This window comes from Methylobacterium sp. CB376 (assembly GCF_029714205.1).
GTDB lineage: Bacteria > Pseudomonadota > Alphaproteobacteria > Rhizobiales > Beijerinckiaceae > Methylobacterium.
Genome location: NZ_CP121648.1, coordinates 2075670 through 2102068 on the forward strand (window position 1 = coordinate 2075670; position 26399 = coordinate 2102068).

The 26399-nt window shown below is 73.9% G+C and carries 22 protein-coding genes and 1 pseudogene; 11 read left to right on the plus strand and 12 right to left on the minus strand.

The genetic code is table 11. The features are described 5' to 3' along the window. Positions 1 to 373 precede the first annotated feature (373 nt). The 3 genes and pseudogenes from QA634_RS09195 to QA634_RS09205 form a co-directional block, all read right to left on the minus strand. Positions 374 to 1621, minus strand: coding sequence for a DUF305 domain-containing protein (locus QA634_RS09195; RefSeq protein ID WP_012331715.1), 1248 nt, complete (start codon positions 1619 to 1621; stop codon positions 374 to 376). A 13-nt stretch (positions 1622 to 1634) separates the two neighbouring features. Then, positions 1635 to 2522, minus strand: a complete 888-nt coding sequence (locus tag QA634_RS09200) for a manganese catalase family protein (protein WP_012331716.1) — start codon at positions 2520 to 2522, stop codon at positions 1635 to 1637. Positions 2523 to 2899: 377 nt separating this feature from the next. After that, positions 2900 to 4246: pseudogene (locus QA634_RS09205) on the minus strand (NAD(P)/FAD-dependent oxidoreductase). Positions 4247 to 4496: 250 nt separating this feature from the next. Here QA634_RS09205 and QA634_RS09210 point away from each other — a divergent pair. Continuing rightward, positions 4497 to 4859: a hypothetical protein gene (locus tag QA634_RS09210; protein WP_012331717.1), complete on the plus strand. Its 363-nt coding sequence runs from the start codon at positions 4497 to 4499 to the stop codon at positions 4857 to 4859. Between the two features lie 164 nt (positions 4860 to 5023). Here the strand turns inward: QA634_RS09210 and QA634_RS09215 are convergent, their stop codons facing one another. After that, entirely contained in the window at positions 5024 to 5461 is a 438-nt protein-coding gene (locus QA634_RS09215; protein ID WP_012331718.1) for an Lrp/AsnC family transcriptional regulator, read from the minus strand. 122 nt (positions 5462 to 5583) lie between these two features. Between QA634_RS09215 and rocF the strand changes: the two genes are divergently transcribed. The 4 genes from rocF (at position 5584) to QA634_RS09235 (ending at position 10655) form a co-directional block, all read left to right on the plus strand. Continuing rightward, the gene (rocF, locus tag QA634_RS09220; protein WP_012331719.1) at positions 5584 to 6513 is read left to right on the plus strand and encodes an arginase; all 930 of its coding nucleotides are present in this window, start codon (positions 5584 to 5586) and stop codon (positions 6511 to 6513) included. 1 nt (position 6514) lies between these two features. Then, a complete protein-coding gene (locus QA634_RS09225) occupies positions 6515 to 7561 on the plus strand; it encodes an ornithine cyclodeaminase (RefSeq protein ID WP_012331720.1) in 1047 nt (348 codons plus the stop codon). A 475-nt stretch (positions 7562 to 8036) separates the two neighbouring features. Then, positions 8037 to 9746, plus strand: coding sequence for a putative bifunctional diguanylate cyclase/phosphodiesterase (locus QA634_RS09230; RefSeq protein WP_012331721.1), 1710 nt, complete (start codon positions 8037 to 8039; stop codon positions 9744 to 9746). Positions 9747 to 9764: 18 nt separating this feature from the next. Further along, on the plus strand, positions 9765 to 10655 hold the full coding sequence (locus QA634_RS09235; RefSeq protein WP_012331722.1) for a BLUF domain-containing protein: 891 nt from the start codon (positions 9765 to 9767) through the stop codon (positions 10653 to 10655). 476 nt (positions 10656 to 11131) lie between these two features. On the opposite strand, the gene QA634_RS09240 is transcribed toward QA634_RS09235, so the two are convergent. Beyond that, positions 11132 to 11872 (minus strand): sigma-70 family RNA polymerase sigma factor, encoded by a 741-nt coding sequence (locus tag QA634_RS09240; RefSeq protein WP_012331723.1) that lies wholly within the window; start codon positions 11870 to 11872, stop codon positions 11132 to 11134. Between the two features lie 218 nt (positions 11873 to 12090). Between QA634_RS09240 and QA634_RS09245 the strand changes: the two genes are divergently transcribed. Then, positions 12091 to 15588, plus strand: coding sequence for a PAS domain-containing protein (locus tag QA634_RS09245; protein WP_012331724.1), 3498 nt, complete (start codon positions 12091 to 12093; stop codon positions 15586 to 15588). Here the strand turns inward: QA634_RS09245 and QA634_RS09250 are convergent. Then, the gene (locus QA634_RS09250; protein ID WP_012331725.1) at positions 15521 to 16228 is read right to left on the minus strand and encodes a glutathione S-transferase family protein; all 708 of its coding nucleotides are present in this window, start codon (positions 16226 to 16228) and stop codon (positions 15521 to 15523) included. The genes QA634_RS09245 and QA634_RS09250 overlap by 68 nt on opposite strands. A gap of 149 nt (positions 16229 to 16377) precedes the next feature. Here QA634_RS09250 and QA634_RS09255 point away from each other — a divergent pair, with 149 nt between their 5' ends. Continuing rightward, on the plus strand, positions 16378 to 16713 hold the full coding sequence (locus QA634_RS09255) for a hypothetical protein (RefSeq protein WP_043701015.1): 336 nt from the start codon (positions 16378 to 16380) through the stop codon (positions 16711 to 16713). On the opposite strand, the gene QA634_RS09260 is transcribed toward QA634_RS09255, so the two are convergent. Both QA634_RS09260 and QA634_RS09265 read right to left on the minus strand, forming a co-directional pair. Further along, a complete protein-coding gene (locus QA634_RS09260; protein ID WP_012331727.1) occupies positions 16665 to 17378 on the minus strand; it encodes a Crp/Fnr family transcriptional regulator in 714 nt (237 codons plus the stop codon). The two genes, QA634_RS09255 and QA634_RS09260, sit on opposite strands and share 49 nt — an antisense overlap. Positions 17379 to 17436: 58 nt before the next feature. Beyond that, a complete protein-coding gene (locus tag QA634_RS09265) occupies positions 17437 to 18162 on the minus strand; it encodes a Crp/Fnr family transcriptional regulator (RefSeq protein ID WP_012331728.1) in 726 nt (241 codons plus the stop codon). 437 nt (positions 18163 to 18599) lie between these two features. Between QA634_RS09265 and QA634_RS09270 the strand changes: the two genes are divergently transcribed. Together QA634_RS09270 and QA634_RS09275 are read left to right on the plus strand one after the other, a co-directional pair. Then, positions 18600 to 19370, plus strand: coding sequence for a Crp/Fnr family transcriptional regulator (locus QA634_RS09270; protein ID WP_018261935.1), 771 nt, complete (start codon positions 18600 to 18602; stop codon positions 19368 to 19370). A 63-nt stretch (positions 19371 to 19433) separates the two neighbouring features. Next, positions 19434 to 19784 (plus strand): hypothetical protein, encoded by a 351-nt coding sequence (locus QA634_RS09275; RefSeq protein ID WP_012331730.1) that lies wholly within the window; start codon positions 19434 to 19436, stop codon positions 19782 to 19784. Between the two features lie 61 nt (positions 19785 to 19845). Here QA634_RS09275 and QA634_RS09280 read toward each other — a convergent pair whose 3' ends face one another. Then, complete coding sequence (locus QA634_RS09280) at positions 19846 to 20517, minus strand: RraA family protein (protein WP_012331731.1); 672 nt, start codon at positions 20515 to 20517, stop codon at positions 19846 to 19848. Between the two features lie 233 nt (positions 20518 to 20750). Here QA634_RS09280 and QA634_RS09285 point away from each other — a divergent pair, with 233 nt between their 5' ends. Further along, positions 20751 to 22025: an allantoate amidohydrolase gene (locus QA634_RS09285; protein WP_012331732.1), complete on the plus strand. Its 1275-nt coding sequence runs from the start codon at positions 20751 to 20753 to the stop codon at positions 22023 to 22025. Positions 22026 to 22075: 50 nt separating this feature from the next. On the opposite strand, the gene QA634_RS09290 is transcribed toward QA634_RS09285, so the two are convergent. The 3 genes from QA634_RS09290 to oxlT form a co-directional block, all read right to left on the minus strand. Continuing rightward, positions 22076 to 22768: a GntR family transcriptional regulator gene (locus QA634_RS09290; protein ID WP_012331733.1), complete on the minus strand. Its 693-nt coding sequence runs from the start codon at positions 22766 to 22768 to the stop codon at positions 22076 to 22078. Between the two features lie 279 nt (positions 22769 to 23047). Further along, entirely contained in the window at positions 23048 to 23206 is a 159-nt protein-coding gene (locus QA634_RS09295; protein WP_168169146.1) for a hypothetical protein, read from the minus strand. 835 nt (positions 23207 to 24041) lie between these two features. Next, the gene (oxlT, locus tag QA634_RS09300; RefSeq protein WP_012331735.1) at positions 24042 to 25316 is read right to left on the minus strand and encodes an oxalate/formate MFS antiporter; all 1275 of its coding nucleotides are present in this window, start codon (positions 25314 to 25316) and stop codon (positions 24042 to 24044) included. Positions 25317 to 25810: 494 nt separating this feature from the next. Here oxlT and QA634_RS09305 point away from each other — a divergent pair, with 494 nt between their 5' ends. Next, complete coding sequence (locus QA634_RS09305; protein ID WP_012331736.1) at positions 25811 to 26362, plus strand: L,D-transpeptidase; 552 nt, start codon at positions 25811 to 25813, stop codon at positions 26360 to 26362. Positions 26363 to 26399: the final 37 nt, after the last annotated feature.

Here is a 26399-nt window from a genome sequence, read left to right on the forward strand (position 1 = left end):
GACATGCGTCGCGCCGCGCCGCGCGCGGCGGCTCCGCGCGAATTCAGGATTGGGCAAGGCGTGCGGGCACCGGGCACGGCCCGCTGCGCCGCGCGGCCCAGCGCGCAATTCACCCTTCCTCAACCCGGGACGGCCTAGGCCGTGCGGCGAGCGGACGCGGCCGGGAGGGCGCGCCCGCGGCCGCGGAGCCCGGATCCGGCCCCGGCGCGGGGTTTCCGGGGCCCGCCATGCAGGATCTCCCGCTCCCGTCCTTGATCTGGATCAGGACCGGTCCCTGTGGATGGGACGGGGCGCGACCGGTCCGCCGCCGCGGCCCCACCCCGGAGGGCTTAGGCATCGCGGGGCGGGCGAGGGCGCGGCGGGGAGGCCGGGCTCACGGATCCTGCGGGAGGACCGCGCGGGGGAGTTCGGCCCGCTGCGGCGCGCCGGGGGCGGGGTCCTGATCGCCGTCGGCCGGCGCCGCGCCGAGGCGCGCCACGAGGTTCCCGATCGCCGCCGCCGTGGCGGCGAGCCCCTCGCGGCCCCGCATCAGCTCAATCTCGCCGCGCTGGTTGTGCCGGATCGCCTGCGCCATCAGCCGCACGCGCAGGTCGCCCGCGCCGCGCAGGGCCGCGTCCGCCATCGCGATGGCGCCCCGGTGATGGGCCGTCATCAGGCGCACGAAGGCGGCGTCGAAGGCGTCGGGCGCCGCCCGGGCCAGGCCGTCGATCTCGGCCTCGCCGAGCATGCCCGGCATGGCGGCCCGCTCCCGCGGCCCGCAGACGGCGAGCGGGGAATCGAACCAGCTGCGCCACCACTGGTCGAGGATCGCGACCTCGCCCGCCTGCGCGGCCGCGATCAGCCGGGCGAGGGCGCGCAGGTGCGGGTCCCGCGCCCGCTCGGCGGCGAGCCGCGCCAGGACGATCCCCTGCGCGTGATGGCTCGCCATGCGCCGCATGAAGGCTTGGTCGCCCGCGCGGTCGCGTCCCGCCCAGGGCCATTCGCGGCCCTGGGCGCCGAGGGCGGCGAGGACCGAGAGGGCGAGCGCGAACCCGCCCGCGAGCCAGGCCCAGAGCCCGGCGGCGCGGGCGTTCGGCGAGGGACGCCGCGCCAGCCGGTCGCGCAGCCATGGGAAGAGCGGGTAGCAGAGCGCCGAGGTGACGTGGACGAGGAAGCCGATCCAGTAGGGCTGCTCCAGGGTGAAGATCGGCTGCCGGAAGGGGATCGCCGGCACCAGGAGGAGCCACTCGCTCGCCGAAGTGAGGAGCGCCCAGGGCAGGGCGAGGGCCAGCAGGACGCCCGGGCGCAGGCCCGCCGTCCAGCGCCCCAGGAGGCCGAAGAACACCACCGCCCAGGACAGATCCGCCCATTGGTGGAACAGGATGCCGCCCAGGATGGCGGGCCAGCCGGGATCCGCCTGCAGGGCCGGATCCCGGAACGGGATCGCCGCCACCACCATCCAGTCGACGGCGGCGTCGCGGCCGATCCGGGCCGCGGCGAGCTGGCTCACCAGCGTCGAGAAGGTGCTGCTGACGAGCCCGAGCAGGCAGGCGGCCCGCCAGTCGAGGCCGGCGGGGGCGCGGAGCGGGGCGCCCCGCGAGGGGAGCGCCCCGGATTCGGGTGCGGCCACGGGCCCGGCCATGCCGGCGGATCCGTCAGATCTTGCCGTGGGTGACCGGCGGCTCGGTCATCTGCTCCTTCTGGGCGCCCGAATCCGGTCGGGCCGGGCCGAGCACCGGCTCCTCCCCGAGCGGCTCGAAGGCCTTGAAGGTGAACTGGCCGCGGCCGTCCATCGAGGGTCCCTCGCAGTAGCGGCCGGGCGGCACCGGCGTGCCGTTCCGGTCGGTGCCCACGAACATGTAGCTGAATTCCTGCGCCTCCTTCGACTGATCGAAGCTGTTGGGCACCGGCAGCGACTCGCGCAGGCCGCCGAGATCCTCGATCACCGCGAGCCATTGCTGCTGGTGCATGGTGTCGCGGGCGCTGAGGAAGCGCAGCATGTCCTGCATGCCGGGATCGTGGGCGGCGTTGAACAGGCGCCCCGCCAGGGTGCGGCCGGTCGCCTCGGCGGCCACGTTGGCGAACATGTCGCCGACGAGGTTGCCGCTGGCGTAGACGTGCGAGCAGTCGAAGGGCAGGCCGTCGCCGTTCTCGGGCAGGGCCGCCATGCCGCTCGACAGGATGTGGCGGTGGAGCATGCCCTCGGCCACGTGCCGCGGGCGCTCGCCGCCCATCACGGCGCCGACGATCGGGTTCGCCTGCGCGGTCGTCTCCTGAAGGGTCGCGGGCGCATTCTCCAGGTTCAGCGCCACCGCGGTCGCCAGCATCTCGATGTGGCTGATCTCCTCCGTCGCCGTGTGCAGGAGCGCGTCGCGATACGTGTTGTCCGGGCCACGCGCGCCCCAGGCCTGGAAGAAGTACTGCAGGCAGACGCGGATCTCACCTTCGACCCCGCCGATCGCCTGCTGCAGCTGGCGGGCGAAGATCGGATCGGGCTTCTCGACCCGGACCGGATATTGCAGGCGCTTGTCGTGGCAGTACATCAGGCACTCCTGATCGGGCGGACCGGGCGCGCTCCCGACCTCATCGAGAGACTCAGCCTGAGTATGACGCCCTGCGGCTCAACGCGGCCTGCGCGGCCGGGTTCACGCTGCGTCGCCGGTAAAAGGTTGATTTCCGTGCCGACATCTCGCGGTCAAGCCGAGGATTGATTTCACATAAGAAGGATTCAGATCTGAAATGCGTCGATTTCGCGCCTGAATTCACATAAGTGAACCCGGCCTCTCTGCTCGCATGCGCGGGCCAAAAGAACGCCCCGCCGGCCGGGCCGGGGGGCGTGGAGGCGACTCGCAGGAGGGTCCGATGAAGGGTCAGCCTTCGTGGGGCCAACCCGCCGCCGGCGGGCGTTGTTCCGGCCGGTTCAGGCCCGCTGGTGGCGGGCGGCGCGGGCCTCGTCGCGCTCCGAGATCAGGCGGGCGCCGCGCTGGTAGGTGACGCAGGCCCACAGCCAGTGCAGCGTCACGACGAGGCGGTTCTGGAAGCCGACCAGCAGGTCGACGTGGGCGATGCCCCAGACCAGCCAGGCCGGGAAGCCCCTGAGCTTGACGCTGTCCCACTGCACGACGGCGCTGTTGCGCCCGATCACCGCGAGGTCGCCGCGCGAGCGGAAGCGGAACGGGGCGGGACGCTGCCCGGAGAGGAGGCGGGCGCGCAGGGCCTTGCCGAGGTAGCGGCCCTGCTGGTGGGCGACCTGGGCGAGGCCCGGCAGGGGCGAGCCGTCCTGCGCCCGGGCGAGGGCGACGTCGCCGAGCGCGTAGACGTCGGGCGCGCCCGCGACGGCGAGGTCGGGGCCGACCGGGACGTGGCCGGCGCGGTCGGTCTCGACGCCGAGCGACGCCCCCGCCGGGGAGGCGCGCACGCCCGCCCCCCGGACGATCACCGCCGCCGGGATGTGCCGGCCCGCCGCCGTCACCCCGGTCTCGTCCATGGCCTCGACCGGGGAGCCGGTCAGCACGGTGACGCCGAGGCGCTCCAGCGCCCGGGTCGCGTAGGCCGAGAGGTCCTCCGGGAAGGTGCCGAGGATGCGCGGGGCAGCCTCGATCAGCAGGATGCGGGCCTTCGTCGGATCGACGGCGCGGAAGTCGCGGGCGAGGGCTTGGTGCAACAGGCCCGCGATGGCGCCGGCCATCTCGCCCCCGGTCGGGCCGCCGCCGATCACCACGAAGGTGGTCAGGCGCTCCCGCGTTGCCGGGTCGGGCGCGCGCTCGGCCTGCTCGAAGGCGAGCAGGACCCGGGCGCGGATCGCCCGCGCGTCGTCGAGGGTCTTGAGGCCGGGGGCGAGGCGCTCCCACTCGGCGTGGCCGAAATAGCTGTGGGTCGCGCCGGTCGCCAGCACCAGGGTGTCGTAGGGGATCGCGCCCCCGTCCTGCAGCCGCACCTCCCTGGCGGCCCGGTCGACGCCGCTCACCTCGCCGAGCAGCACCCGGACGTTGCGGTGGCGGCTGAGGATGCGCCGGATCGGCTCGGCCACCTCGCCGGGCGACAGGACGGCGGTCGCCACCTGCTAGAGGAGGGGCTGGAACAGGTGGTGGTTGCGCCGGTCGACGAGCGTCACCCGGATGCCCGCGGCGCCGCCGAGTTCCTGCGCCACCGCGAGGCCGCCGAAGCCGCCGCCGACGATCACGACGTGGTGCTCGGCGCCCTCCGCCGGAACGGGTGCTCCGGATGCGGCAGCCTCGGGTTCGGCCGGGCGTGCGCGATCTGCCATGCTGTCCTTCGGGTGGCTGCTTGCGGGGGGCTGCTTGCGGGGGACTGCTCGCGGGTGGCTGCTCGCGTCCGGACCGGACCGGCGGGGGCTCGCGCCCCGGGGACCATCGGGCTCGACCGGACATGCCGGGCGGGGTGCCGGGCCCGACCGGGGACGATCTGCCCCGGAACGGACCTCCGGCCCGCCGGTTGGTCCGAGGCATCCGGCCGCGACGGCCGGCGGTGCGGCACGAGCCGGCGCGAGGCGGAGCATGGCCGAGACACGGACGGACCTTCCCCCCACCCACACGATCAAGCCGATCGACCCGCCGCCCGCCTCCGGCGCCACCACGGCCCAGCTCAAGGCCGACATCGACAGCGGGCGCACGGGCGACAAGACCGAGGTGTTCGATCCGGGCCTGTCGCCGCTCGGCACCGACGACGAGGCCGCGGGCCACCCGCCCTCCGCCGAGCGGGTGGCGCAGGCGCGCCGCAGCGAGGGGGCCGGGCGCTTCGAGGGCGGGGCCGAGAAGCCGTCCTACGCCCATCACCGCCAGAACAAGGCGCTGCCCTTCTTCATCGCCTTCATCGTGCTGGTCGCGCTGATCTTCGCCTCGGTGATGTGGTTCAAGTAGCAGGCCTCCCGGCCCGTCGCGGGGGGGCCCGCGTGCGGCCTCACGCCGACGGTCACGTCCCGTAGCCGCTGATTGCGTTCTCGATCCGCCGCCGAGCCGTCGGCGTGCGTCGACGAATCGTGACGGTCGACGGACCGATGCGTCGGCATCCTGGGCCGTCGGCATCACAGCCGCGCCCGCGTGCTGCGCGGGGTGGCGAGCAGCAGGTGGGTCTCGGAGGCGGTGACGCCCGGGATCAGGCGCACCCGGCGCAGGATCGCGTCGAGGTCGGTCAGGCTCCCGGCCAGGATCTCCGCCACGATGTCCCAGCGCCCGTTGGTGGTGTGCACGGCGCCGACCTCTGGGAATCCGGTGAGCGCCCCGATGACCTCGTCCGCCTTGCGGCCCTCGACCTCGATCAGGGTCAGCGCGCGCACGGAGGGCGCCGTCGCGTCCGCCCGCAGCACCACCGTGTAGCCGACGATCTCCCCCTCGCGCTCCAGCCGGGCGATGCGCGCCCGCACGGTCGCCCGCGACACGCCGAGATCACCCGCGAGATCGGAGATGCTGCGCCGCCCGTCATGGCGCAGGATGGTGATCAGGCGGCGGTCGAGGTCGTCCACGGCGCCTCCGGTTCGGGCGGCCACGCTTGCCGAAATGGTAGGAAGCGGCCGCCGATCTGCCAATCCGGGTCGTTCAAACCGCCGCGGCCGCCGCCTAGATTCGGTGTGCGAGGAGGTCGGGGATGCGCGGATCGCGATGCGTGCTGGTGGGGGTTCCGGTTCAGGCGGGGGCCGGCCGCCGGGGCTGCGACATGGGCCCGAGCGCCTACCGGGCCGCCGGGATCGCCGAGGCGGTGAGCGACCTCGGCTTCGCCGTGGTCGATGCGGGCAACCTCGCGGCGCCGCCCTGGCCGGCGCAGGTCCACCCGAACCCCGCCATCCGCCAATTGCCCGAGGTGGCGGGCTGGACCGCGACCCTCGCCGAGGCCGCCGAGCAACTCGCCGCCGAGAGCCTGCCGCTCTTCCTCGGCGGCGACCACAGCCTCTCGGCCGGCACCATCGCGGGCATGAGCCGGCGCGCCAGGACCGAGGGGCGGCCTCTCTTCGTGCTCTGGCTCGATTCGCACCCGGACTTCCACACCCTCGACACGACGCGCAGCGGCAACCTGCACGGGGTGCCGATGGCCTACGTCACCGGGCGGCCGGGCTTCGCCGGCTACTTCCCGCCCCTCGAGGCGCCCCTCGATCCGCGCCGGGTCTGCATGATCGGCCTGCGCAGCGTCGATCCCGACGAGCGCACGGCGCTGCGCGAGGCGGGCGTGACGGTGCACGACATGCGTACCATCGACGAGGAGGGCATCGCGCGCCCCCTCGCGTCCTTCCTCGACCAGGTCGCGGCGGCGGAGGGGCTGCTGCATGTCAGCCTCGACGTCGACTTCCTCGATCCCGGCATCGCGCCGGGGGTCGGCACCACCGTGCCGGGGGGCACCACCTTCCGCGAGGCGCATCTCGTGATGGAGATGCTGCACGACAGCGGCCTCGTGCGCGCCCTCGACCTCGTGGAGCTCAACCCCTTCCTCGACGAGCGCGGGCGCACCGCGCTCCTGATGGTCGACCTCGCCGCGAGCCTGCTCGGCCGGCGCGTCCTCGACCGTCCGACCCGGAGCTACTGAGATGCGGGCCCTCAACACCGTGCCCTTCGTCAGCGTCGAGAACATGATGCGCCTCGTCCTGGCGATCGGCGTCGAGCGCGTCCTGACCGACCTCGCCGCCTGCATTGAGGCCGATTTCCGGCGCTGGGACTCCTTCGACAAGACGCCGCGGGTCGCCGCGCACAGCGTCGACGGCGTCATCGAGCTGATGCCGACGAGCGACGGCACCTCCTACGGGTTCAAGTACGTCAACGGCCATCCGAAGAACCTGCGCAGCGGCCGCCAGACCGTGGCGGCCTTCGGCGTGCTGGCGGATGTGAGCCACGGCTACCCGGTGCTGCTCACCGAGATGACGATCCTGACGGCGCTGCGCACCGCCGCGACCTCGGCGGTGGCGGCCAGGGTCCTGGCGCCGCCGGGGGCCCGCACCATGGCGCTGATCGGCAACGGCGCCCAGGCCGAGTTCCAGGCCATGGCCTTCAAGGCGCTGCTCGGGATCGACCGCCTGCGCCTCTACGACATCGACCCGGCCGCGACGGCCAAGTGCCTGCGCAACCTCGCCGGGCTCGGCTTCGACCTCCAGCCCTGCACCAGCGTGGCGGCGGCGGTCGAGGGGGCCGAGATCGTCACCACGGCGACGGCCGACAAGCAGAACGCCACGATCCTGACCGACAACCTCGTCGGTCCGGGCATCCACATCAACGGCGTCGGCGGCGACTGCCCGGGCAAGACCGAACTGCATCCGGACGTGCTGCGGCGGGCCGAGATCACGGTCGAGTACGCGCCCCAGACCCGGATCGAGGGCGAGATCCAGCAATTGCCCCCGGACCACCCGGTGACGGAACTCTGGCAGGTCCTCGCCGGCCGGGCGCCGGGCCGGCGCGACGCGCGCGCCGTGACGCTGTTCGATTCGGTCGGTTTCGCGATCGAGGATTTCTCCGCCCTGCGCTACGTGCGGGAGGCGCTGGCGATCCACCCGTTCTTCACCGAGCTCGACCTCGTCGCCGACCCGGACGAGCCCCGCGACCTCTTCGGCATGCTGCTGAGGGCGCGGGCGCGGGCGGCGTGACGGGGCCGCTCCCCGGTCCCGCCGCGAGCCGGCCGCCAGGGCGACGGACGGCTGCGCGAACGGCATCGGACCACGAGAGGCGGCGTGGCCCGGGTCATCGATTTGGCCCGCCGAAGGTGGTCGTCCCGGGCCTCCCGGCACTCTGCGGGGCCGGATCCAGCTGCACCGCCCGCCGCGGCGGCGCCAAGATGTGCGCCGCGAAGTACGCAGGTCAAGTCCGGTTAACTCAAGGTCATGCGCGGACGCTGATCGCGCGCCGTTGCGGCGCGGCGCCGCGACGGCTGCTCCAGGCAGAAGATCTTCCGCAGCGGAATCCGGAGAGACCGGTCATTCACGCGTGTTGCCGGCGCGTGTCCCCGCCGGAGAGGCCCGGGACCGGGCCGTTTGATCAATCTTTCCTTAGGAATCCAGTCTTACTCCTGCCGAGTACTGCACGCTGGCCGCGGGGCAGGCTGCGATCCGGGGGCGGTCCGTCATGGCGTTGGGTGCGCATCGCGTCGAGAACACCCTCCGGGGCCCGACCGATCCGGAGCCCGCTTCCCCGCTGCCGCGGGCGCTGCTCCTGCGCTGCCTCGACGGCCTGCGCCACGGGCTGCTGATCCTGGACGAGGCGGGGCGCGTCGCGCTCTGCACCGAGCCGGCCCGGGCGCTGCTCGCCGCGCTCGCGCCGGACCTCACCGAGCCGCTCTCTCCGCGGCGCCTGATCGCGGCCCTGCGCGGGGCGGGCGCCCTCGCCAGGGCCGACATCCTGCGGGCGGCGCGGCGCCTGCGCGAGGAGGGCGCCGTCTCCCTCGACCTCTGCCACCGCGACCGCACCGTGCAGGTCTCCCTGAGCCGCGTCCCCGGCACCGGAATGGTCGCCACCCTGGAGGATATCAGCGCGCGGCGCGCCGCCGAGGCGAGCGCGGCCGAGACGGCGCGGCTCGATCCCCTGACCCGGCTCCCCAACCGCCTGCTCCTGCGCGAGCGCCTCGGCGCGGCCCTCGACCGGCTCGCGCGGCGCGGCGAGGGCTGCGCGCTCCTGCTCGTCGACCTCGACCGTTTCAAGCCGGTCAACGACACGCTCGGCCACCCGGTCGGCGACGCGCTGCTCGAGAAGGTCGCCGACCGGCTGCGCGCGACGGTGCGGGCCGAGGACACGGTGGCCCGCATCGGCGGGGACGAGTTCGTGGTCCTGCAATCGGCCGTGCGGGACGCCGCCGACACCACCGCGCTCGCCCAGCGCCTCGTCGACCTGATCGGCCGGGCCTACATGATCGAGGGCCACCTCGTCAGCATCGGGGCGAGCCTCGGCATCGCGCTCGCCCCGCAGGACGGGACCGATCCCGACCGCCTCCTCAAGAGCGCCGACCTCGCCCTCTACCGCGCCAAGCGCGACGGGCGCGCCACCTTCCGGTTCTTCGAGCCGACCATGGACGCGCAGATGCAGGCGCGCCGCCAGCTCGAGCTCGACATGCGCCAAGCGCTCGCCCGGCGCGAATTCGAGATCCACTACCAGCCCCAGCTCAACCTGCTGGAGGAGCGCCTCACCGGCTGCGAGGCGCTGCTGCGCTGGCGCCACCCCGTCCGCGGCATGGTCTCGCCCGCCGAGTTCATCCCGCTGGCCGAGGAGATCGGCCTGATCGTGCCGATCGGCGACTGGGTGATCCGCCAAGCCTGCCACGACGCCGTGCGCTGGCCCCGGCCGATCACGGTCGCGGTCAACGTCTCGCCCGCGCAGTTCAAGGGCGACCGCCTCGTCGACACCGTAGTCTCGGCCCTGGCGCGCTCGGGGCTGCCCGCCCCGCGCCTGGAGATCGAGATCACCGAGGGGCTTCTCCTGCAGGACGACGCCCAGACCCTGCGCACCCTGCACCGCCTGCGCGACCTCGGCGTGCGCGTCTCGATGGACGATTTCGGCACCGGCTACTCCTCGCTGAGCTACCTGCGCGCCTTCCCGTTCGACAAGATCAAGATCGACCGCTCCTTCGTCCGCGACATGGCCCAGAAGCCCGACGGCGACGCGATCATCCGGGCGATCGCCGGGCTCGGGCGCAGCCTCGGCATGACCACCGTGGCGGAGGGCGTCGAGACGCCCGAGCAGATGCGCCGCATCCGGGCGGAGGGCTGCACCGACGTGCAGGGCTACCTCGTGAGCCGCCCGATCCCCGCCGACGACCTCCTGGCCCTGCTCGCCCGCTCCTGATCCCCCACGGAGGCCCCGATGCAAGACCTTTACCGCCTCGTCTACGCGAGCCGGAACCTGCTGAAGCCCGACGAGGCGGAGGCGGCCATCGTGCAGATCCTGGCGGCCTCCCGCCGCAACAACGAGGCCGCCGGGGTCACGGGCGCGCTGATGTTCAACGCCGGCGCCTTCGCGCAGGTGCTGGAGGGCCCCCGCAGGAGCGTCGAGGCCACCTTCGAGCGCATCCAGCGCGACCTGCGCCACAGCGACGTCACGGTCCTGCAATGCGGCCCGGTGGAGGCGCGCGGCTTTGCCAACTGGGCCATGGCCTTCGTGGGCCAGTCCGGTCGCGGCCGGTCGCTGTGGAGCGGCATCGCGGCCGAGAGCGGGTTCGATCCGGAGCGCCTCGACGGCGATGCCGTCCTCGCCATGCTGCACGGCCTCGTGCTGGAGGAGGAGGACGTCTCCGACGCCCCGAGCCTGCTGCCCGGCGCCCCGGCGGCGGACGGCCCCCCGCCCGCCTTCGATCCCGACCGGCTGCGGGCGGAACTCGCGGCCCTGCAGCCGGCCGGGGCCGCGCCCGCCGGCGCGGCGCCCGCGCCCGATGCCGGGCGGCAGCTTCCGGAGGCCCGGGACCTGCCGGCGGCCGGGGAGCTGCCGGCGGCCGGGGAGCTGCCGGCGGCAGAGGGAGCCCTCGCCGTCCTGCGCGAGGCCCTGGCCGAGGAGCGCGCCCGCACCACGTCCCTGCGCGGCGACCTCGACGACCTGCGCGTCGCGCTCGCGCTGGTCCGGGACGAGGTCAAGGCCCTGCGGCGCGACCGGGACCGCTGGGCGGAGCGCGCGCGCCTCCTCGCGGCGGCCCTTCATCAGGAGGCCGAGGCGGTCGCGCCGGGGCCGGATCCGGCGCGAACCGGCCGAAAGGCCGCCTGACCCGGCCCGATTGAGCACAAAAGTGCCACCAACGGGAGCGTGCCGCACAATTGTGCTTGTGGGGGCCGACGCCTCCGGCTAAGACCCTCGGACCCAAGGCAGAAAAAAAGGCCGCCCTCGCGAGCGGCCCGAAGTCTAGGGAGGAAACGCCCCAAGAGGGCAATCGCCGCCGCGACGCCATCGCGGCGGCGACGTCGTTTTGTCCCACGCTGCACCGCACAACGCAACCGAGCTTGGCGGGGGACTGTCATGCTCGCGTGGCATGGAACGTTGCGGGAGCGGCGCCCAGGCGCGCCGCGCGAGGGGTTTTGCGACGGCGCGTGCGCCTGCGGCCACGAAAGCGAGACCGGTCCGCTCGCCCTTCATGAAGGGACAGGGTCCGCCGATCTGCGCGCGGCAGCGCGCAGACGAGGCAGGCCACGGGGTCGAGCGCGATCAGGACGGGCGATCAGGACGGGGTCCCGGGCGCGCCGCGCTCAGCCGCGCGGCATCCCCCGGTTCGTCATGGCGGATTGGATCATCGCGTCCGCCTGCAACTCCCGGCCCGTATAGCCGAGCAGGGCGGCGAGCCGCGAGCGGGCGCGGTTCACGCGGCTCTTGATGGTGCCGACCGCGACCCCCATCATGGCGGCGACCTGCTCGTAGGTCAGTTCCTGCACGCCCACCAGCACCAGCGTCTCGCGCATGTCGGGCGGCAGCCGCGACAGCGCCTCCTGCACCTCCACGAGGCTCACCCCGTGGTCCTGGCGCGGCGCCACCGCCAGCATCGCGGCGTACTGTCCCTCGTCGTCCTCCACCTCGCGCGAGCGCTTGCGCCGCAGCGAGTAGAAGTGGTTGCGCATGATGGTGAACAGCCACGCGTCGAGGTTGGTGCCCGGCGTGAAGCGCTCGCGGTTCTGCCAGCCGCGCAGGACGGTCTCCTGCACGAGGTCGTCGGCCTCGGCGGTCCGCCCCGCCATGCTGATCGCGAAGGCGCGCAGCGAGGGCAGCGCCTTCATCAGGCCGGCATGGAAGGCGCGCAGATCGGCGTCGGACTGCGCGTCGAGCGCCTTGGTGAGTTGGTCGAGAAGCGCCTGCAGCGAGGACGACAGCTCCGCCGTCTGGTGAGCCCCGTAGAGCTCCCGCAGCGCGTGACCGAGATGGTCGCGCACCGGCTCGGGCAGGAGCACGCTGTCGGTCGCCGCCGGGACCGCCGGGGCATCGGGGGACAAGAGCACTGGGCCTCCAAATACTAGATAGGAGTATTACTGGAAGTCCAGCTATGGCGAGCCGGGGCGGCGTCAAGCGGTCGGGCGCCCCGGACCGCGCCGCGGCATCCCGTGCCGCAGGCCGGCGCCGCCGGGCTGCGGGCGTCCACGCGGATTGACACGGCTCCCGCCGGCGACATCTTCGCGGTGACGCCGCGCGCGCCCCCCGAGAGAGGAGGACAGCCGCCGTGACCGTCGAGACGCGGCCGAAGGAGGTCATCGGGATCGCCGGAGGCGGCGCGCTCGGCGCGCTCGTCCGCGCCCACGACTGGGCGGCCACTCCCCTCGGGCCGATCGGGTCCTGGCCCGGCAGCCTGCGCACCGCCGTCGGCATCTTGCTGCTCTCCCCCGTGCCGATGGTGCTGCTCTGGGGCGAGGACGGCGTCATGATCTACAACGACGCCTACGCGGTGCTCGCCGCCGGCCGCCACCCGGCCCTGCTCGGCAGCCGGGTGCGGGAGGGGTGGCCGGAGGTCGCGGCCTTCAACGACCACGTCATGCGGGTGGTGCTCGCGGGCGGGACGCTCGCCTACAAGGACCAGGAACTCGTCCTCCACCGCAGCGGCCGGCCCGAGCGGGTCTGGATGAACCTCGACTATTCCCCGGTGCCCGACGAGGGCTGCCGTCCCGCCGGGGTGCTGGCGGTGGTGGTCGAGACCACGGCCCGCGTCCTGGCCGAGCGCCGGCTCGTCGCCGAGGCGAAGCGGCAGCGCCGGATCCTGGAGCAGGCGCCGCGCTTCATCTGCATCCTGCGCGGCCCCGACCACGTGATCGAGTTCGCCAACGCCGCCTTCCGCGCGCTGTTCGGCGCGCGGGAGGTCCTCGGCCGCAGCCTGCGCGCGGCCGTCCCGGACCTCGCCGGGCCGGGCGTCTTGGAGCGCCTCGACCAGGTCCGCGCCACGGGCGAGCGCCGCGCCGCCCGGGCCGCGCGCGTGCGCCTGCGGCCCGGGCCGGAGGGGCCCGCGCGCGATCTGCGCCTCGATCTCGTCTACGCGCCGGTGACGGACGAGGAGGGCCGGGTGGTCGGCGTGCTCTGCGAGGGCACCGACGTCACCGAGCGCCACCGGGCCCAGGTCGCCCTGAGGCGGCGCTCCCGTCAGCTGCAGCAGCTCGCCGAGGCGGCCCTCGGGGTGGCGCGGGCGCCGACCCTCGCCGCCACCCTCGACGCGATCACCCGGGCGGCGCGCCGGATCATCGGCGCCCGCCAGGCGGTGACGAGCCTCACGGGCGGGGAGGAGCGGAGCCGGGCGGTGAGCGCGCTCTCCCCGGACCGGCGCTGCGCCGCCCGGGGCCGCGACCTGCCGGCCCCTGACGGGACCGGCATCGACGCGATGGTCTGCGAGCAGAACCGCCCGGCGCGGATGTCCCAGGCGGAGCTCGAAGCCCATCCGCGCCGGCGCGGCGTCGGCGCCCAGGCCTGCGCCCCTCCGCCGATGCGCGGCTGGCTCGCCGCGCCGCTCATCGGCCGCGACGGGCGCAACCTCGGCCTGATCCAGCTCTCCGACCGGGTGGACGGCGGCGAGTTCGACGCCACCGACGAGGCGATGCTGGTCCAGCTCGCCCAGATCGCCTCCGCCTCGGTGGAGCGGATGCTGGCCGAGGCGGCCCTGCGCCGCAGCGAGGCGGCGCTCGGCGAGACCGTCTCGACCCTGGACGCGCTCCTCGCCCACGCCCCGATCGGCTTCGCCTTCTTCGATCCGCAGCACCGCTACGTGCGCCTCAACGCGGTCCTGGCCGAGATCAACGGCCTCCCCGTCGCGGCCCATCTCGGGCGCAGCATCGAGGAGGTGCTGCCGGTGAACGCGGTCACGGTCGGGCCCGCCCTCGACGAGGTCGTCGCCACCGGCCGCTCCCTCGACACGCTGGAGGTCGACGGGGAGACGCCGGCCCGGCCCGGGGAGCTCCGCTCCTGGCTCACCAGCTTCTTCCCGGTCTTCGGCCCGGACGGGGCGGTGGCCTATGTGGGCGTCACGGTGATCGACATCACCGAGCGGCGGCGCGCCGAGGCCGCCGTGCGGGACCTCGCCGAGAGCCTGGAGCGGCGCGTCCAGGAGCGCACCGCCGCCCTGGCCGAGAGCGAGCGCCGCTTCCGCGCCATCTTCGACACCACCTTCCAGCTCACCGGTCTCGCCGCCCTCGACGGCACCATCCTGGTGGTGAACCGCGCGGCCCTGGAGGCGGCGGGTGTCGCGCTGGCCGAGGTCGTCGGCGTGAAGATGTGGGACTCGCCCTGGTGGCGGGACCTGCCCGAGGAGGCCGCGCGGCTGCGGGAGGGCATCGCCCGCGTCGCGCGCGGCGCCTTCGTGCGCTACGAATCCCGCCATCGCCTGCCGATCGGCCTGCGCAGCTTCGACTTCTCGATGAAGCCCGTCCTCGACGAGGCGGGCCGACCGATCTTCCTGGTGGCCGAGGGCCGCGACGTCACCGACCAGCGCCGGGCCGAGGAGGCGCTGCGCCAGGCGCAGAAGATGGAGGCGGTGGGCCAGCTCACCGGCGGCCTCGCCCACGACTTCAACAACCTGCTCACCGGCATCTCCGGCTCGCTCGAATTGCTGCAGTCGCGCCTGGCGCAGGGGCGGGTGTCGGAGACCGGCCGCTACATCGACGCGGCGCAGGGGGCGGCCAAGCGGGCGGCGGCGCTGACCCACCGCCTCCTCGCCTTCTCGCGCCGCCAGACCCTCGACCCCAGGCCCATCGACGTCAACCTCCTGATCGCCGGCATGGAGGAGCTGATCCGGCGCACCATCGGCCCGGCGGTCAGCCTGTCGGTGGAGCCCGACCCCGCCCCCTGGACCATCCTGGTCGACCCGGGCCAGCTCGAGAACGCGCTGCTCAACCTGTGCATCAATGCCCGGGACGCGATGCCGGAGGGCGGGCGCATCGTCATCGCGACCGCCAAGCGCGAGCTCGGCCCGGGCGCGGGCGACCTGCCGCCCGGCGCCTACGCGACGCTCACGGTGACGGATACGGGCGCCGGCATGAGCCCGGAGGTGCTGGCGCGGGCCTTCGACCCGTTCTTCACCACGAAGCCCCTCGGCCAGGGCACCGGCCTCGGCCTGTCGATGATCTACGGCTTCGTGCGCCAGTCGGGCGGCCAGGTGCGCATCGACTCGGCGCAGGGGCGGGGCACCGCGGTCGCCCTCCTGTTTCCCCGCCATCACGGGCCGGCGCGGGCGCCCGAGGAGGTTCCGGACCGCGCGGCGCCGCCGCGGGCCCGGGACGGGGAGACGGTGCTCGTCGTCGACGACGAGGCGAGCGTGCGCCTGCTCGTCGCCGAAGTGCTGCAGGATCTCGGCTACCGGGCGCTCGAGGCGAGGGACGGGGCGGCCGGGCTCGCGCAGCTCCGGGCGGAGGGCCGGATCGACCTCCTCGTCACCGATGTGGGCCTGCCGGGCGGCATGAACGGCCGCCAGCTCGCCGATGCCGGCCGGGTGCTGCGGCCGGACCTGAAGGTCCTGTTCATCACCGGCTACGCGGAGACGACGGTGGTCGGCGCGGGCGACCTGCAACCCGGCATGGAGGTGCTCACCAAGCCCTTCGTGCTGGAGGAGCTGGCGCGGCGCATCCGCGGGATGATCGCAGGCGCCCCCGGCGCGGGACCGGGGGCGCCCGCCGCGCTCAGCCCGCCGGCTGCGCCAGGAAGCGGAACATGTGGCGGCGCGCCTCCTCGTCCATCTCGGCCTTGAAGGCGTGCCTGTCCTTGAGGGCGAGCGCGGCCTGCGCGGCCGGGCGGGCGGAGATCCCGTCGACGAGCCGCTTCAGGTGGGGGAACCCGGCCCAGGCCGAGTCGTCCGCGAGTCCGGCCCCGAGCACGAAGGGCACCATCCGGGCCCAGCCCCAGACCGCCATGTCGACGATGGTGTAGGTCTCGCCGAGCACGAAGGGCCGGTCCTTCAGCTGGGCGTCGAGGATCCCGTAATGGCGGCGCGCCTCGTAGACGTAGCGCGCCCGCGCGTAATCGTCCGGCGCCGGGGCGAAGTGCCGGAAATGCACCGCCTGGCCCGAATAGGGGCCGATCCCGGTCGCCACGAACATCAGCCAGGAGAGGAGGTCGGCGCGGGCGGCCAGATTCTGCTCGGGCAGGAAGCGCCCGGTCTTCTCGGCGAGGTAGAGCAGGATCGCGTTCGAATCGAACACCCGCACCCCGGCCTCCTCGTCGAGGATGACCGGCACCTTGCCGTTGGGGTTCAGGGCCGTGAAGGCGGGATCGTGCTGCTCGCCCCGGCGGGTGTCGACCGGCCGCGCCGCGTAGGGCAGGCCCATCTCCTCCAGGCAGAGGGCGACCTTCATCGGGTTGGGCGAGAGATTGTAGAAGAAGGTGATCACTCGGCATCTCCTCGCGTGCGGCACCCTTCCGGTGCGCGTCGGGCGTGACATGGCACGGCCCCGCGCCGCCCTGAAGGGGCCGCGGGGCTTTTCTCCCGCGGGCTGCGCCGGGTGGCCGGGACGGGTGGCCGCCCGGCCGCGATCGGCAGGTGCGGCTGATCCTCGGCGCCGCGGGAGGCCCGACCGCCTCGGGCTCGGGCGGCTCCTGCGGGGCGGCGCGTGCGGGCGCGGCCCTCTCCGTCGCCTGCGAGGCGCCGCGGCGCGAGCGCCTGGCGGGGACCGGGCTCGATCCGGAGAAGGCCGTCCTCGCGCGGGGCCGCGTCACGTCCGGCGGCCCTCAGGAGAGCCCGCGCCCTGACCCGCTCACCCTCGACACGCTGCGGCCCGGGCTCGGCGAGCCCGAGGCCGCGCCCGAGCCCGATCCGCCCCGACGCCGTCACGCCGCCTCGATCAGGCGGTCGTGCTCGGCCTCCGCCACGCCGTAGCCGTCCTCCGCCGCCGCGATCAGGCGCGGCCGGTCGAGGATCGTGATGCGCCCGCGCCGGGCGCGGATGAGCCCCCGTCCCTCCAGGCCCTGCAGGGCGAGGGTCACGCTGGTGCGCTGCACGCCCAGCATCATCGCCAGGAACTCGTGCGTGAGGACGAGTTCGTCGCCCTCGCTGCGGTCGCGGCACATCAGCAGCCAGCGGGCGAGGCGCGCCTCGATCTGGTGGGAGGCGTTGACGAAGGCGGTCTGGGCGGTCTGCGTCATCTGCACCTGCACGCTGCGCAGCAGCAGCAGGCGCAGGGACGGGCTGGACCCGACCGCGTCGAGCAGCCGCTCGGTCGGGATGCGCAGCATCGTGCCCTCGCCCTGGACGATGTGCTCGTAGGGGCCGCGATCGCTGCCGAGGAGCACGGGCGCGGCCCCCACGAGGCCCTCGCGGCCGATCACGCCGATCTCGCCCCGGCCGCGCGGGCCGACCGCCGTCATCGAGCTGAAGCCGGTCTCCGGGAAGTACAGCGCCTCGATCGGCGTGCCGGCCTGCATCAGAACCTGCCGCAGACCGGTCCGCACCGGCCGGAGGTGCGGCGCCACGCGGGCGAAATCGTCGGGTGCGAGCCGTCGGAGCAGGCGGTTGCGCAGCTCCTCTTGCGGGATCTCCGGCATCTCAAGCCCTCCCCGGCCCGGCCGGGATGCCCACGCCCCGGCCCGAGCGCCGCCTCCGTCACGCCCCGGGGCGTCCGCTCCCCGCGAACAGGCGTGCAGACTCGGCCTCCGGAATCCCGTAGGCGCCCCCGGCCAGATCCTCAAGGGCCCCGCGTCCCAGCACGGTGATCCGCCCGCGCCGGGCCCGGATCAGGTGGTGGCCCTCCAGGGATTGCAGCGCCAGCGTCACGCTGGTGCGCTGCACGCCCAGCATCAGCGCGAGCAGCTCGTGCGTGATCGGAAACTCGTCGCCGTCCGTGCGATCGTGGCACATCAGCAGCCAGCGGGCGAGGCGCGCCTCGATCTGGTAGGTGGCGTTGACGAAGGCGGTCTGCGCCGTCTGGACCAGCAGCACCTGCACGAAGCGCAGGAACAGCAGCCGCATCGCGCGGCTGCCCTCGGCCGCCTCGACGAGGCGGCCGGCCTCGATCGCCAGCGCCTCGCCGGGACCCTGGACGTAGTGCTCGTGGGGGGTGCTCTCGGCCCCGAGCAGCACCGGGGATGCCCCGACCAGGCCCTCGGACCCGATCAGGCCGACCTCGGTCCGGCTCCGTCCGGCGGTCACCACCGATACGAAGCCGCTCTCGGGAAAGTAGAGGCGCCGCACCGGCTCGTTCGGCGCGATCAGCACCTCCCGCATCCGGGTCTCGATCGGGTGGAGGTGGGGCTGCAGGGCGGCGAAATCGGCGGGGGAGAGCTGCCTGATGAGCGTGTTGCGAAGGGCAGTTTGCTGCAGCGAAGCCACGACTCGTTCCAACGCGGGCGGAAGCGCGGGTCGCGTTCCGTCTGCCCCTCGATCTCACCTGTCGAGGGGTAATCACCGCCTTATCGCCACGCCCATCGACGAAGGCAATTTTCGCTACTCTTCTGTGTGGTATCCGACAATTCCGTCTTTGTCGGGTATCATACCAAATCAGAGGTGTATCGTTTCCGGCATTGACGACGCTAAGCAGTTTTCGCCAGCTACGCGATGGCGGATCAACCGGCCGTCGCAGGATGCGGTCGGGACCAGTACTGCCTGGGTGTCGCGCGTAGTGTTGACGAGGACGACTTGCTGGCTGGGATGAATCGGTTCGGTATGGGGTGCGTAGCGTCGGGTGCGCGGGGATGCTGCGCGCCGCCTGTCCGGAGATCGCCGAGCGGAGGGCTGCGCCCGGGCTCGGCGCGCGCGGAGGCTCCCGCGTGCCGCGCGTGAGCGGTGACGAGGCGGGCGCCGCTGTCGGGGGCGAGCGGAACGGACACAGCGTCCTCGCCCGCCGGCTCTCCGCGCACAGGCCGCTGTCGGAGGCCGAGATCGGCGTCGTCAACCGCCTGAGCATGGCCTCGCGACCGGTCGGCCCGCGCACCGACCTCGTCCGCGAGGGGGAGGATCCGGGTGGGGCCTACGCGATCCTGGCCGGCGCCGCCTGCTGCTACAAGCTGCGCACGATCGGGACGCGCCACATCGTCGGTTACCTGCTCCCCGGCGACATCGCGGATGCGGACGCGGTCACGGTGCGCCGGGCCGACGCCTCGCTCGCCACCCTGTCGGCCTGCACGGTCGCCTTCCTGCCGCGCGCCCTCCTGGCCGAGATCCGGGCGGCGCATCCCGGCATCGCCTCGGCGCTGCGCGCCGCCAAGCTCGTGGAGGCGGCGATCCTGCGGACCTGGCTCGCCAATCTCGGCTGCCGCTCGGCCCTGGAGCGCACCGCGCACCTCTTCTGCGAGCTCCGGGCGCGGCTGCAGGTGGTGGGGCTCGCCGGCGACGCGGCCTACGATCTGCCGATGACGCAGATCGACCTCTCGCTCACCCTCGGCATGTCGACGGTGCACATGAACCGCACGCTGCACGAGCTGCGCCGCCAGGAGGCCGCCGACCTGCGCGGGCGCACCCTCCACATCCTCGACCGGGACCGGCTGGAGGGGATCGCCGAGTTCGACCCGAGCTATCTCAGGCCGGTCCTGATGCCCTGAGCCGCCCCTCGGCGCCGGCCCCCGCCGCGATAGATCACGCCGAGGAGCGCGCGGGAGGGGCGGATGGGGATCGGACGCGGGCGGGTGGGGCTGCTGGTCACCGCGGCGGGGATTTGCCTCGCACCCTGCCTCGCTCAGGAGCAGGGCGCGCGCCGCTACCTGCAGGCGGGCACCGGCGAGACCCTGCGCTTCGGCGCCGGCCGGGCCGTGACGACCTCGGCGCTCGGCGAGATGTCGGCGCAGGCCTGCACCTCGCCCCAGGCCAACCTGTGCCTGTCGGGGGCGACGGCGGTCTGCAGCTTCCGGATGGTCCTGCCGGGCGGTCCGGCCGGCGGCGTCGCCCTCGACCTCCTGGCCGGCAACCCGCCCGAGGCGTGCCGCCGCCTTGCCGGCCGCTACGAGGCGGCGCCCTGAGCCCCTTCGCCGAGGCGCTCACCGCTCCGGCCATGAGCCGAGAGCGGGGCGCCGAGACCGCTCAGCCGCCCGGGCGCGGCGCGGCGAGGCCGAACGTCTCGCGCAGCGAGAGGCCGGAGGAGAGGCTCGCCTCCCAGCCGGCCTCGCGGGCGAGCTTGGCCTCCGCGTCGCCGATGCGGGATACGGCGAGGTCGGGCGAGAGCACGACGAGCCCGTCATCGTCGCCGATCACGAGGTCGCCCGGCGCCACCCGCGCTCCCCCGACCACGGCCGGGGCGTTAACCGCGCCCCGCTCCGCCCCGGTCGGCCCGCGCGGCGTGACGAAGCGGGTGAAGACCGGGAGGTCGCCCCAGCCCGCCAGGAGGGCCACGTCGCGCACCGCGCCGTCGCAGACGAGCCCCACCCCGCCCCGCCGCCGCACCTGCCCGCCGACGATCTCGCCGATCATCGCCGTCCGCGCGTCGCCGCCCGCGGCGATCACCAGCACGTCGCCGGGCCCGATGAGGTCCACGGCGTGCAGCACCGCGCCGAAATCCGGCGGCTCGCACAGGGCCGTGACCGCGCGGCCGAACAGGCGCGGCTGGCGCCCGGCCGGGCAGAGCGGGCGGATCGCCGGGTCGATCTGGCCGTCCGCCGCGAGATCGACCGCAACGGCGACCGGCACGGCGCGCCAGCGGGCGATCACCTCGGCCGGCAGCGCGCCGGCCGGGGCGGCGTGAAGGGTCACGGGCATGGCTGCGTCCTCCTCCGCTGGCGGCCCGCCCGCCTCTCGCCGGGCGCGAACCGGGCCGCCTCTCCCAAGGGATGGCACGGCGCGGGCGGGATGTCTCGCCCCCCAGCCGGGTCTCCCGGCGCGGGGGTGGTTTTCCCCGCGGCGCGATCGCGCTACTCCCGGGAGCCCGGCGGGGCGCCCTGGCGCCGGATTTGCAGCCGCTGCCCTTTGGACCCGATGAACCGTACGAGCGCATGACCGAAGATCTCCGCAACCAGGATCTCCGCAACCAGGATCTCCGCCTGGGCGCCCGCGTGATGGCGCTGATCGACGACCTCGCCCGCCACACCGACGAGCCCGGGCGGCTGACGCGGCTCTACCTCTCGCCCGCCCACCGCGCCGCCGCCGAGACGGTGGCCGGCTGGATGGGTCGGGCGGGCTTCGCCGCCCGCATCGACGCCGCGGGCAGCGTGGTCGCCCGCCGGGAGGGCGCGGCGCCCGGCCTGCCGGCCCTGATCCTCGGCTCGCACATCGACAGCGTGGTCGATGCCGGGCGCTACGACGGCAATCTCGGGGTGATCTGCGGCCTCGTCGCCGCCGAGGAGATCCTGGCCCGCGGCGCGCCGCTGCCCTTCGCCCTCGAACTCGTCGCCTTCGGGGACGAGGAGAACGTGCGCTTCCCCACCAGCCTCTCGACCTCGAAGGCGCTCGCGGGCCGCTACCGGCCCGACTGGCTCGACGGCCGCGACAAGGACGGCACCCGCCTGCGCGACGCGCTCGTCGCCTTCGGGGGCGACCCGGAGGGCATCCCCGCCCTCGCGCGCGACCCGGCCACGGTGGCGGGCTTCCTGGAGGTCCACATCGAGCAGGGGCCCGCCCTCGAGGCCGCGGGGCAGCCGGTCGGGATCGTCTCGGCCATCGCCGGCATCACCCGGGCGCGCTGCGCCGTGACGGGCGAGGCGAACCACGCCGGCACGGTGCCGATGGGGATGCGCCGGGACGCGCTCGCGGGCGCCGCCGAAATGGTCCTCGCCGTCGAGCGGCTGGGCGCCGCGATGCCGGGCGCGGTGGCGACGGTGGGCGCCCTCGACGTCGCGCCGGGCGCCGTCAACGTGATCGCGGGCCGGGTGGACTTCACCCTCGACCTGCGCGCCCCCGACGACGCGGTGCGCGCCCGGCTCGTCGCCGAGGTCGAGGCGGCCTGCCGGGAGATCGCCGAGCGCCGCGGCCTCGGCTTCGCCGCCGAGACCTTCATGGACAATCCGGCGGTCGCCCTCGATGCCGGCCTGCAGGCGGCCCTCGAGGCGGCGGCCCGGCGTCACGGCTTCGCGCCGCCGCGCCTGCCCTCCGGCGCCACCCACGACGCCGCCGCGCTGGCGGCCATCGCGCCCGCCGCGATGCTGTTCGTGCGCTGCCGCGCCGGCATCAGCCACAACCCCGCCGAAGCGATCACCGTCGCGGACGCGGATGCGGCGACCCGGGTGCTGATCGACGCGGTGCTCGGGCTGGCGGAGAAGGCCGGGGCCTGACCCGGCCTTCTCCTTCGGCGGGGGGCCTCGGCGCCCGACCCGCCGGCCGCTCAGTCGAGGAAGTCGCCGTAGCGGTCGACGTGCTCGGCGAGGCCGAGGGCGTGGTCGCGCACGAGGCGCTCGGCCAGGGCGGCGTCGCGCGCCTCCAGCGCCTCGATGATGCGCAGGTGGTCCTGGATCGAGGTCTTGGCGCGGTCGCCCTGCGTCAGGGCGATGTTGCGCACCGCCCGCACGTGGATGAGGAGGTTGCTGGCGAGGCTCTCGATCACCTCGCAGCGGCCGAGCGAGATGATGGTCTGGTGGAAGCGGATATTGGCGTCGGAATACTCGGCGAGGTGCTCGGCCGGCGCGTCCTGGAAGAATTCCGGGAAGCCGGTCCGCAGCGACCGCAGATCCGCGTCCGAGGCGCGGGAGCAGGCGAGCCGCGCCGCCATGCTCTCCAGGCCCGCCCAGGCGTGGATCATCCCGATGATCTCCTTCTTCGTCTTCCTGACGATGAAGACGCCGCGGCGGGGCTCCGAGCGGACGAAGCCCTCCTGCTCCAGCACCGTGAGGGCCTCGCGCACCGGCGTGCGGCTCACCCCGAGATCCTGCGACAGCTTGCGCTCGTCGAGCCGGATCTCCTCGCCGCTGTTATAGATGTCCATGTTGGTGATCGCCGATTTCAGCGCCTCGTACGCCAGGGTGCGCAGGCTCGAATTCGTGACGATCGGTTTAACCGCGAAATTCTTGTCGCTTGCCATCGGCTGCACCTGACGCTTCCCGCGGCCGGCGCCCCGTGTCCCCGGCCCCTCCGCCCCGCCCCGGTTCCGGGACGACGCGAATCCTCATAAAGCAGGCATGCGTGGCATGCCAGCGAGACGATGCCCTCGTGTCGCCGGCGATGCAAGAGGGCGGGGCACGTTGCCACAACCGATAGTATCAGATGTCGGGCAGCGGCGCCTACATCTTGGGATGGTCACGGTGCGACTTGGGTTGCGACCTGGACCAAGGGGGTGACTTGGACTTTCGTCCGGCCCCGCTCAGGCGATGCCGACGTAGCGGCCGTTCGCGGGGACGGCGGGGCGCTCGGCCGTGCCGGTGCGGCCGGGGCCGGGCGTCAGCCGGTCGGCGAGCTTCACGACGAGGATCCCCTGCAGGCCGATCAGGGCGGCGAGGAAGGCGGTGGCGGAGACGATCATCGCAATGGCCTCGGTTATGGTGCGCCGCGATAAGTGCCATGCTGCGGCGCAACTTGGTATACCAGACACCACAACCGAGGCATTCCGCGGGTGCATGGGTGGCGTGGAACCTGCGACGAAGCGCCATTCCGCGGCGGGAGTGATCGGGTTCTGCGGCGGCGTGCTGCGCGGGCGGGACCGGCCTCGGCGCGGGGGCTGATCCGGGATCCGCTTGATCGAAGCGGATCCCGGATCACACGCCTGCGCGGCGCCTGAGCGAAGCCCCAATCCGCCATCCCGAAGGGATCAAGCGGATCACCAGCCCGCGCGGCGCCTGAGCGAAGCCCCAATCCGCCATCCCGAAGGGATCAAGCGGATTTGGGATAATTCGTCATCCCGGCGATCGGCCCGGTGTCGCGAACGCGCCGCGGGTCCGAGGTCGCGTCGGCATCGGACCGGCCTCTGTCCCGCCGCACCGACAACCGAGCGGGACGGCCATGCCGCCCCCGTCCAGAGCGAGAGGAGGGGGGTTGGATGCCGCACGCGGTGAGAGACGTCCGTCGAGGGACCGCGGGACACCGTCTCGCTCGCCCGGGCGCGCACGGCCGGGCCCTCGGGCGGGGGCCTCGCCAGGGCAGCTTCCTGCCGCGGCGGCCCGCTCGGCCCGAGGGAGCGGCCCGCCGCCGGCCTGGTCGCGCGGGAGGACGGTTCCCCCGCGTCGCCTGCTCCGCGGGGGCGGGGCCGGGGGCCGTCGCCGAACCGTCGGCCGGGCCCCGGGGAACGATCGCTGCGGACGCGAAAACGGCGCCGGGGGTGCCGGCGCCGTCGGTGGGGTGGTGCGGGGCCGGGGCCGGCGTCAGGCGGCCGGGGCCGGCGTCAGCACGGCGGCGGACTTGGTGTAGGCCGCCCGCATGGGCTTGAGCACCAGGACTGCCATCAGCGCCGCCACGATGTTGAGCGCGGCCGCGGCGATGAAGACCGCGTGCCAGCTGCCGGTCCAGGTCGTGAGCAGGCTGGTATAGGGCACGATCAGGGCCGCGGTGCCCTTGGCGGTGTAGAGCAGGCCCGCGTTGGTCGCCGCGTACTTGGTGCCGAACGTGTCGCCGCAGGTGGCCGGGAACAGCGAGTAGATCTCGCCCCAGGCGAAGAACACGAGGCCCGTCAGGATCACGAAGGCGACCGGGTCGCTGCCGAACACGCTGAGCGCGTAGATGCCGAGGCCCTCGATGGCGAAGGACAGGAACATCGTGTTCTCGCGGCCGATATGGTCGGAGACCCAGCCGAAGAAGGGCCGCGTCACGCCGTTCAGCACCCGGTCGAGGGTGGCCGCGAAGGTCAGCGCCGGCAGCGTCACGCCGAGCAGGCTCACCGGCACGTCGGCGATCTTGAAGTCCTTGGCGATCGGGCCGAGCTGGGCCGTCGCCATCAGGCCGCCCGCCGCCATCATGACGAACATGGCGTACATCACCCAGAAGATCGGGGTGCGCACCATCTCGCCGGGCGTGTAGTCGCGCCGGCTCTGGCTGACCCGGGCCACCTCCGGCACCTCGCCCTTGCGGGGCGCGACCAGGAAGAGGGCGAGCAGGCAGACGACGAGGCCCTGGCCGATGCCGAAGTAGAAGAAGGCGGACTCGTAGCCCTGCGTCTTGATCATCCACTGGATCGGCACGACGGTCAGGGCAGAGCCCGCGCCGAAGCCCATCGCGGTGATGCCGGCCGCGAGGCCGCGGCGGTCCGGGAACCACTTCAGCGAGTTGCCCACGCAGGTGCCGTAGACGGCGCCCGCCCCGGTGCCGCCGATCGCGGCCGCGATGTACAGGACGGTGAGGGACGTCGCGTAGGAGTTGATCACCCAGGCGATGGCGCAGAGCACGCCGCCGATCAGCGTGACGATCCGCGGGCCGTACTTGTCGACGAACCAGCCCTCGATCGGCACCAGCCACGTCTCAGTGACGACGAACAGCGTGAAGGCGACCTGGATCGCCGCGCGCTCCCAGCCGTGCCGCTCCTGCATCGGATTGACGAAGAAGGTCCAGCCGTACTGCATGTTGGCGATCATGCACATGCAGATCACCCCGAAGGCGAGCTGCAGCCAGCGCCCCCCTCTGGCGTTCTCCTGTGTCCCTGACATCGGCGTCTCTCCTGGTCGTGTTGGTTAAGAGGTCTTCGCGCGCCGCCGCGACTCTGCGTTCGCTGGCCGGCGCCAACCCGGTGCGCGGCGCCGGTCCCCGGTCGCCTCGCCTCTCCGTCCTAGGTCGACGGTATACCAGATGAGTGTGGTCCGAGGTCGAGGCCGCTGTCAATCGGTCGCATCAAGACCAAGGATGAATCCACGGACTCGATCCGCGTTCCCGCGCCCGCCGGAGCAGTCATGCAACGTGTTCAACTGAACGAACGTTCGCTTTCATGCTGCATTGCACGCGTACTCCGCTCCGTTCCGCCGCCGGGGATTGGTGCAGCCTGGCGCGACATGGCCGGGAGTCACATCACAGGCGGCCGGCCGCAACAAGGCCGGACAATGGTCCCGGGCGGCCGCTGCCGGCTTGACCTGAGGCCCGGGGAGCGGGAACCTCGGCCGTGTCCGGCCGTCTTCCCGGTGAGCGACGCGGCGAGGGGAGGGGCGGAATGGTCCGGATCGGTGTCATCGGGGCGGTGCTCCTCGGCCTCGGCCTCGGCCCCGCCCGGGCCGACCTGCTGGTCGCGGTCGACAAGGCGGCCCAGCGCATGACGGTCACGGTGGACGGGCAGGAGCGCTACACTTGGCCGGTCTCGACCGGCGCCGCGGGCTACGCGACGCCCTCGGGCTCCTTCGCCCCCTCCCGCCTCGCGCGCGAGCACTACTCGCGGGAGTGGGACGACGCGCCGATGCCCTTCTCGGTCTTCTTCACCGATGCGGGCCACGCGATCCACGGCAGCCGCGCCGTCGGCCGCCTCGGCAGCCCGGCCTCCCACGGCTGCATCCGGCTCAGCCCCGGCCACGCCCGGATCCTGTTCGGCCTCGTCCAGGCCCAGGGGCTCGGGCGCACCCGCATCGAGGTGAGCGGCACGGAGGCGATCGCGTCGGGCGGGGATGCGAGCCCGGCCGCCCCCCTCGATTACCGGCGCCTCACCAGCTTCAACCCGCTCGTCTCCGGGATCATCGCGGGCGAGCCGGGGGCGAAGCCGCGGGCGCCGTGAGCCGGCGGCCCCGCGCCGCTCGGCCGCGCCGGCGGGC

Coding starts and splice junctions, on each gene's coding strand:
- QA634_RS09195 (WP_012331715.1), bottom strand. CDS start 1,621: ATGGCCGGGCCCGTGGCCGCACCCGAATCCGGGGCGCTCCCCTCGCGG.
- QA634_RS09200 (WP_012331716.1), bottom strand. CDS start 2,522: ATGTACTGCCACGACAAGCGCCTGCAATATCCGGTCCGGGTCGAGAAG.
- QA634_RS09210 (WP_012331717.1), top strand. CDS start 4,497: ATGGCCGAGACACGGACGGACCTTCCCCCCACCCACACGATCAAGCCG.
- rocF (WP_012331719.1), top strand. CDS start 5,584: ATGCGCGGATCGCGATGCGTGCTGGTGGGGGTTCCGGTTCAGGCGGGG.
- QA634_RS09225 (WP_012331720.1), top strand. CDS start 6,515: ATGCGGGCCCTCAACACCGTGCCCTTCGTCAGCGTCGAGAACATGATG.
- QA634_RS09230 (WP_012331721.1), top strand. CDS start 8,037: ATGGCGTTGGGTGCGCATCGCGTCGAGAACACCCTCCGGGGCCCGACC.
- QA634_RS09235 (WP_012331722.1), top strand. CDS start 9,765: ATGCAAGACCTTTACCGCCTCGTCTACGCGAGCCGGAACCTGCTGAAG.
- QA634_RS09260 (WP_012331727.1), bottom strand. CDS start 17,378: ATGCCGGAGATCCCGCAAGAGGAGCTGCGCAACCGCCTGCTCCGACGG.
- QA634_RS09275 (WP_012331730.1), top strand. CDS start 19,434: ATGGGGATCGGACGCGGGCGGGTGGGGCTGCTGGTCACCGCGGCGGGG.
- QA634_RS09280 (WP_012331731.1), bottom strand. CDS start 20,517: ATGCCCGTGACCCTTCACGCCGCCCCGGCCGGCGCGCTGCCGGCCGAG.
- QA634_RS09285 (WP_012331732.1), top strand. CDS start 20,751: ATGACCGAAGATCTCCGCAACCAGGATCTCCGCAACCAGGATCTCCGC.
- QA634_RS09290 (WP_012331733.1), bottom strand. CDS start 22,768: ATGGCAAGCGACAAGAATTTCGCGGTTAAACCGATCGTCACGAATTCG.
- QA634_RS09295 (WP_168169146.1), bottom strand. CDS start 23,206: ATGATCGTCTCCGCCACCGCCTTCCTCGCCGCCCTGATCGGCCTGCAG.
- oxlT (WP_012331735.1), bottom strand. CDS start 25,316: ATGTCAGGGACACAGGAGAACGCCAGAGGGGGGCGCTGGCTGCAGCTC.
- QA634_RS09305 (WP_012331736.1), top strand. CDS start 25,811: ATGGTCCGGATCGGTGTCATCGGGGCGGTGCTCCTCGGCCTCGGCCTC.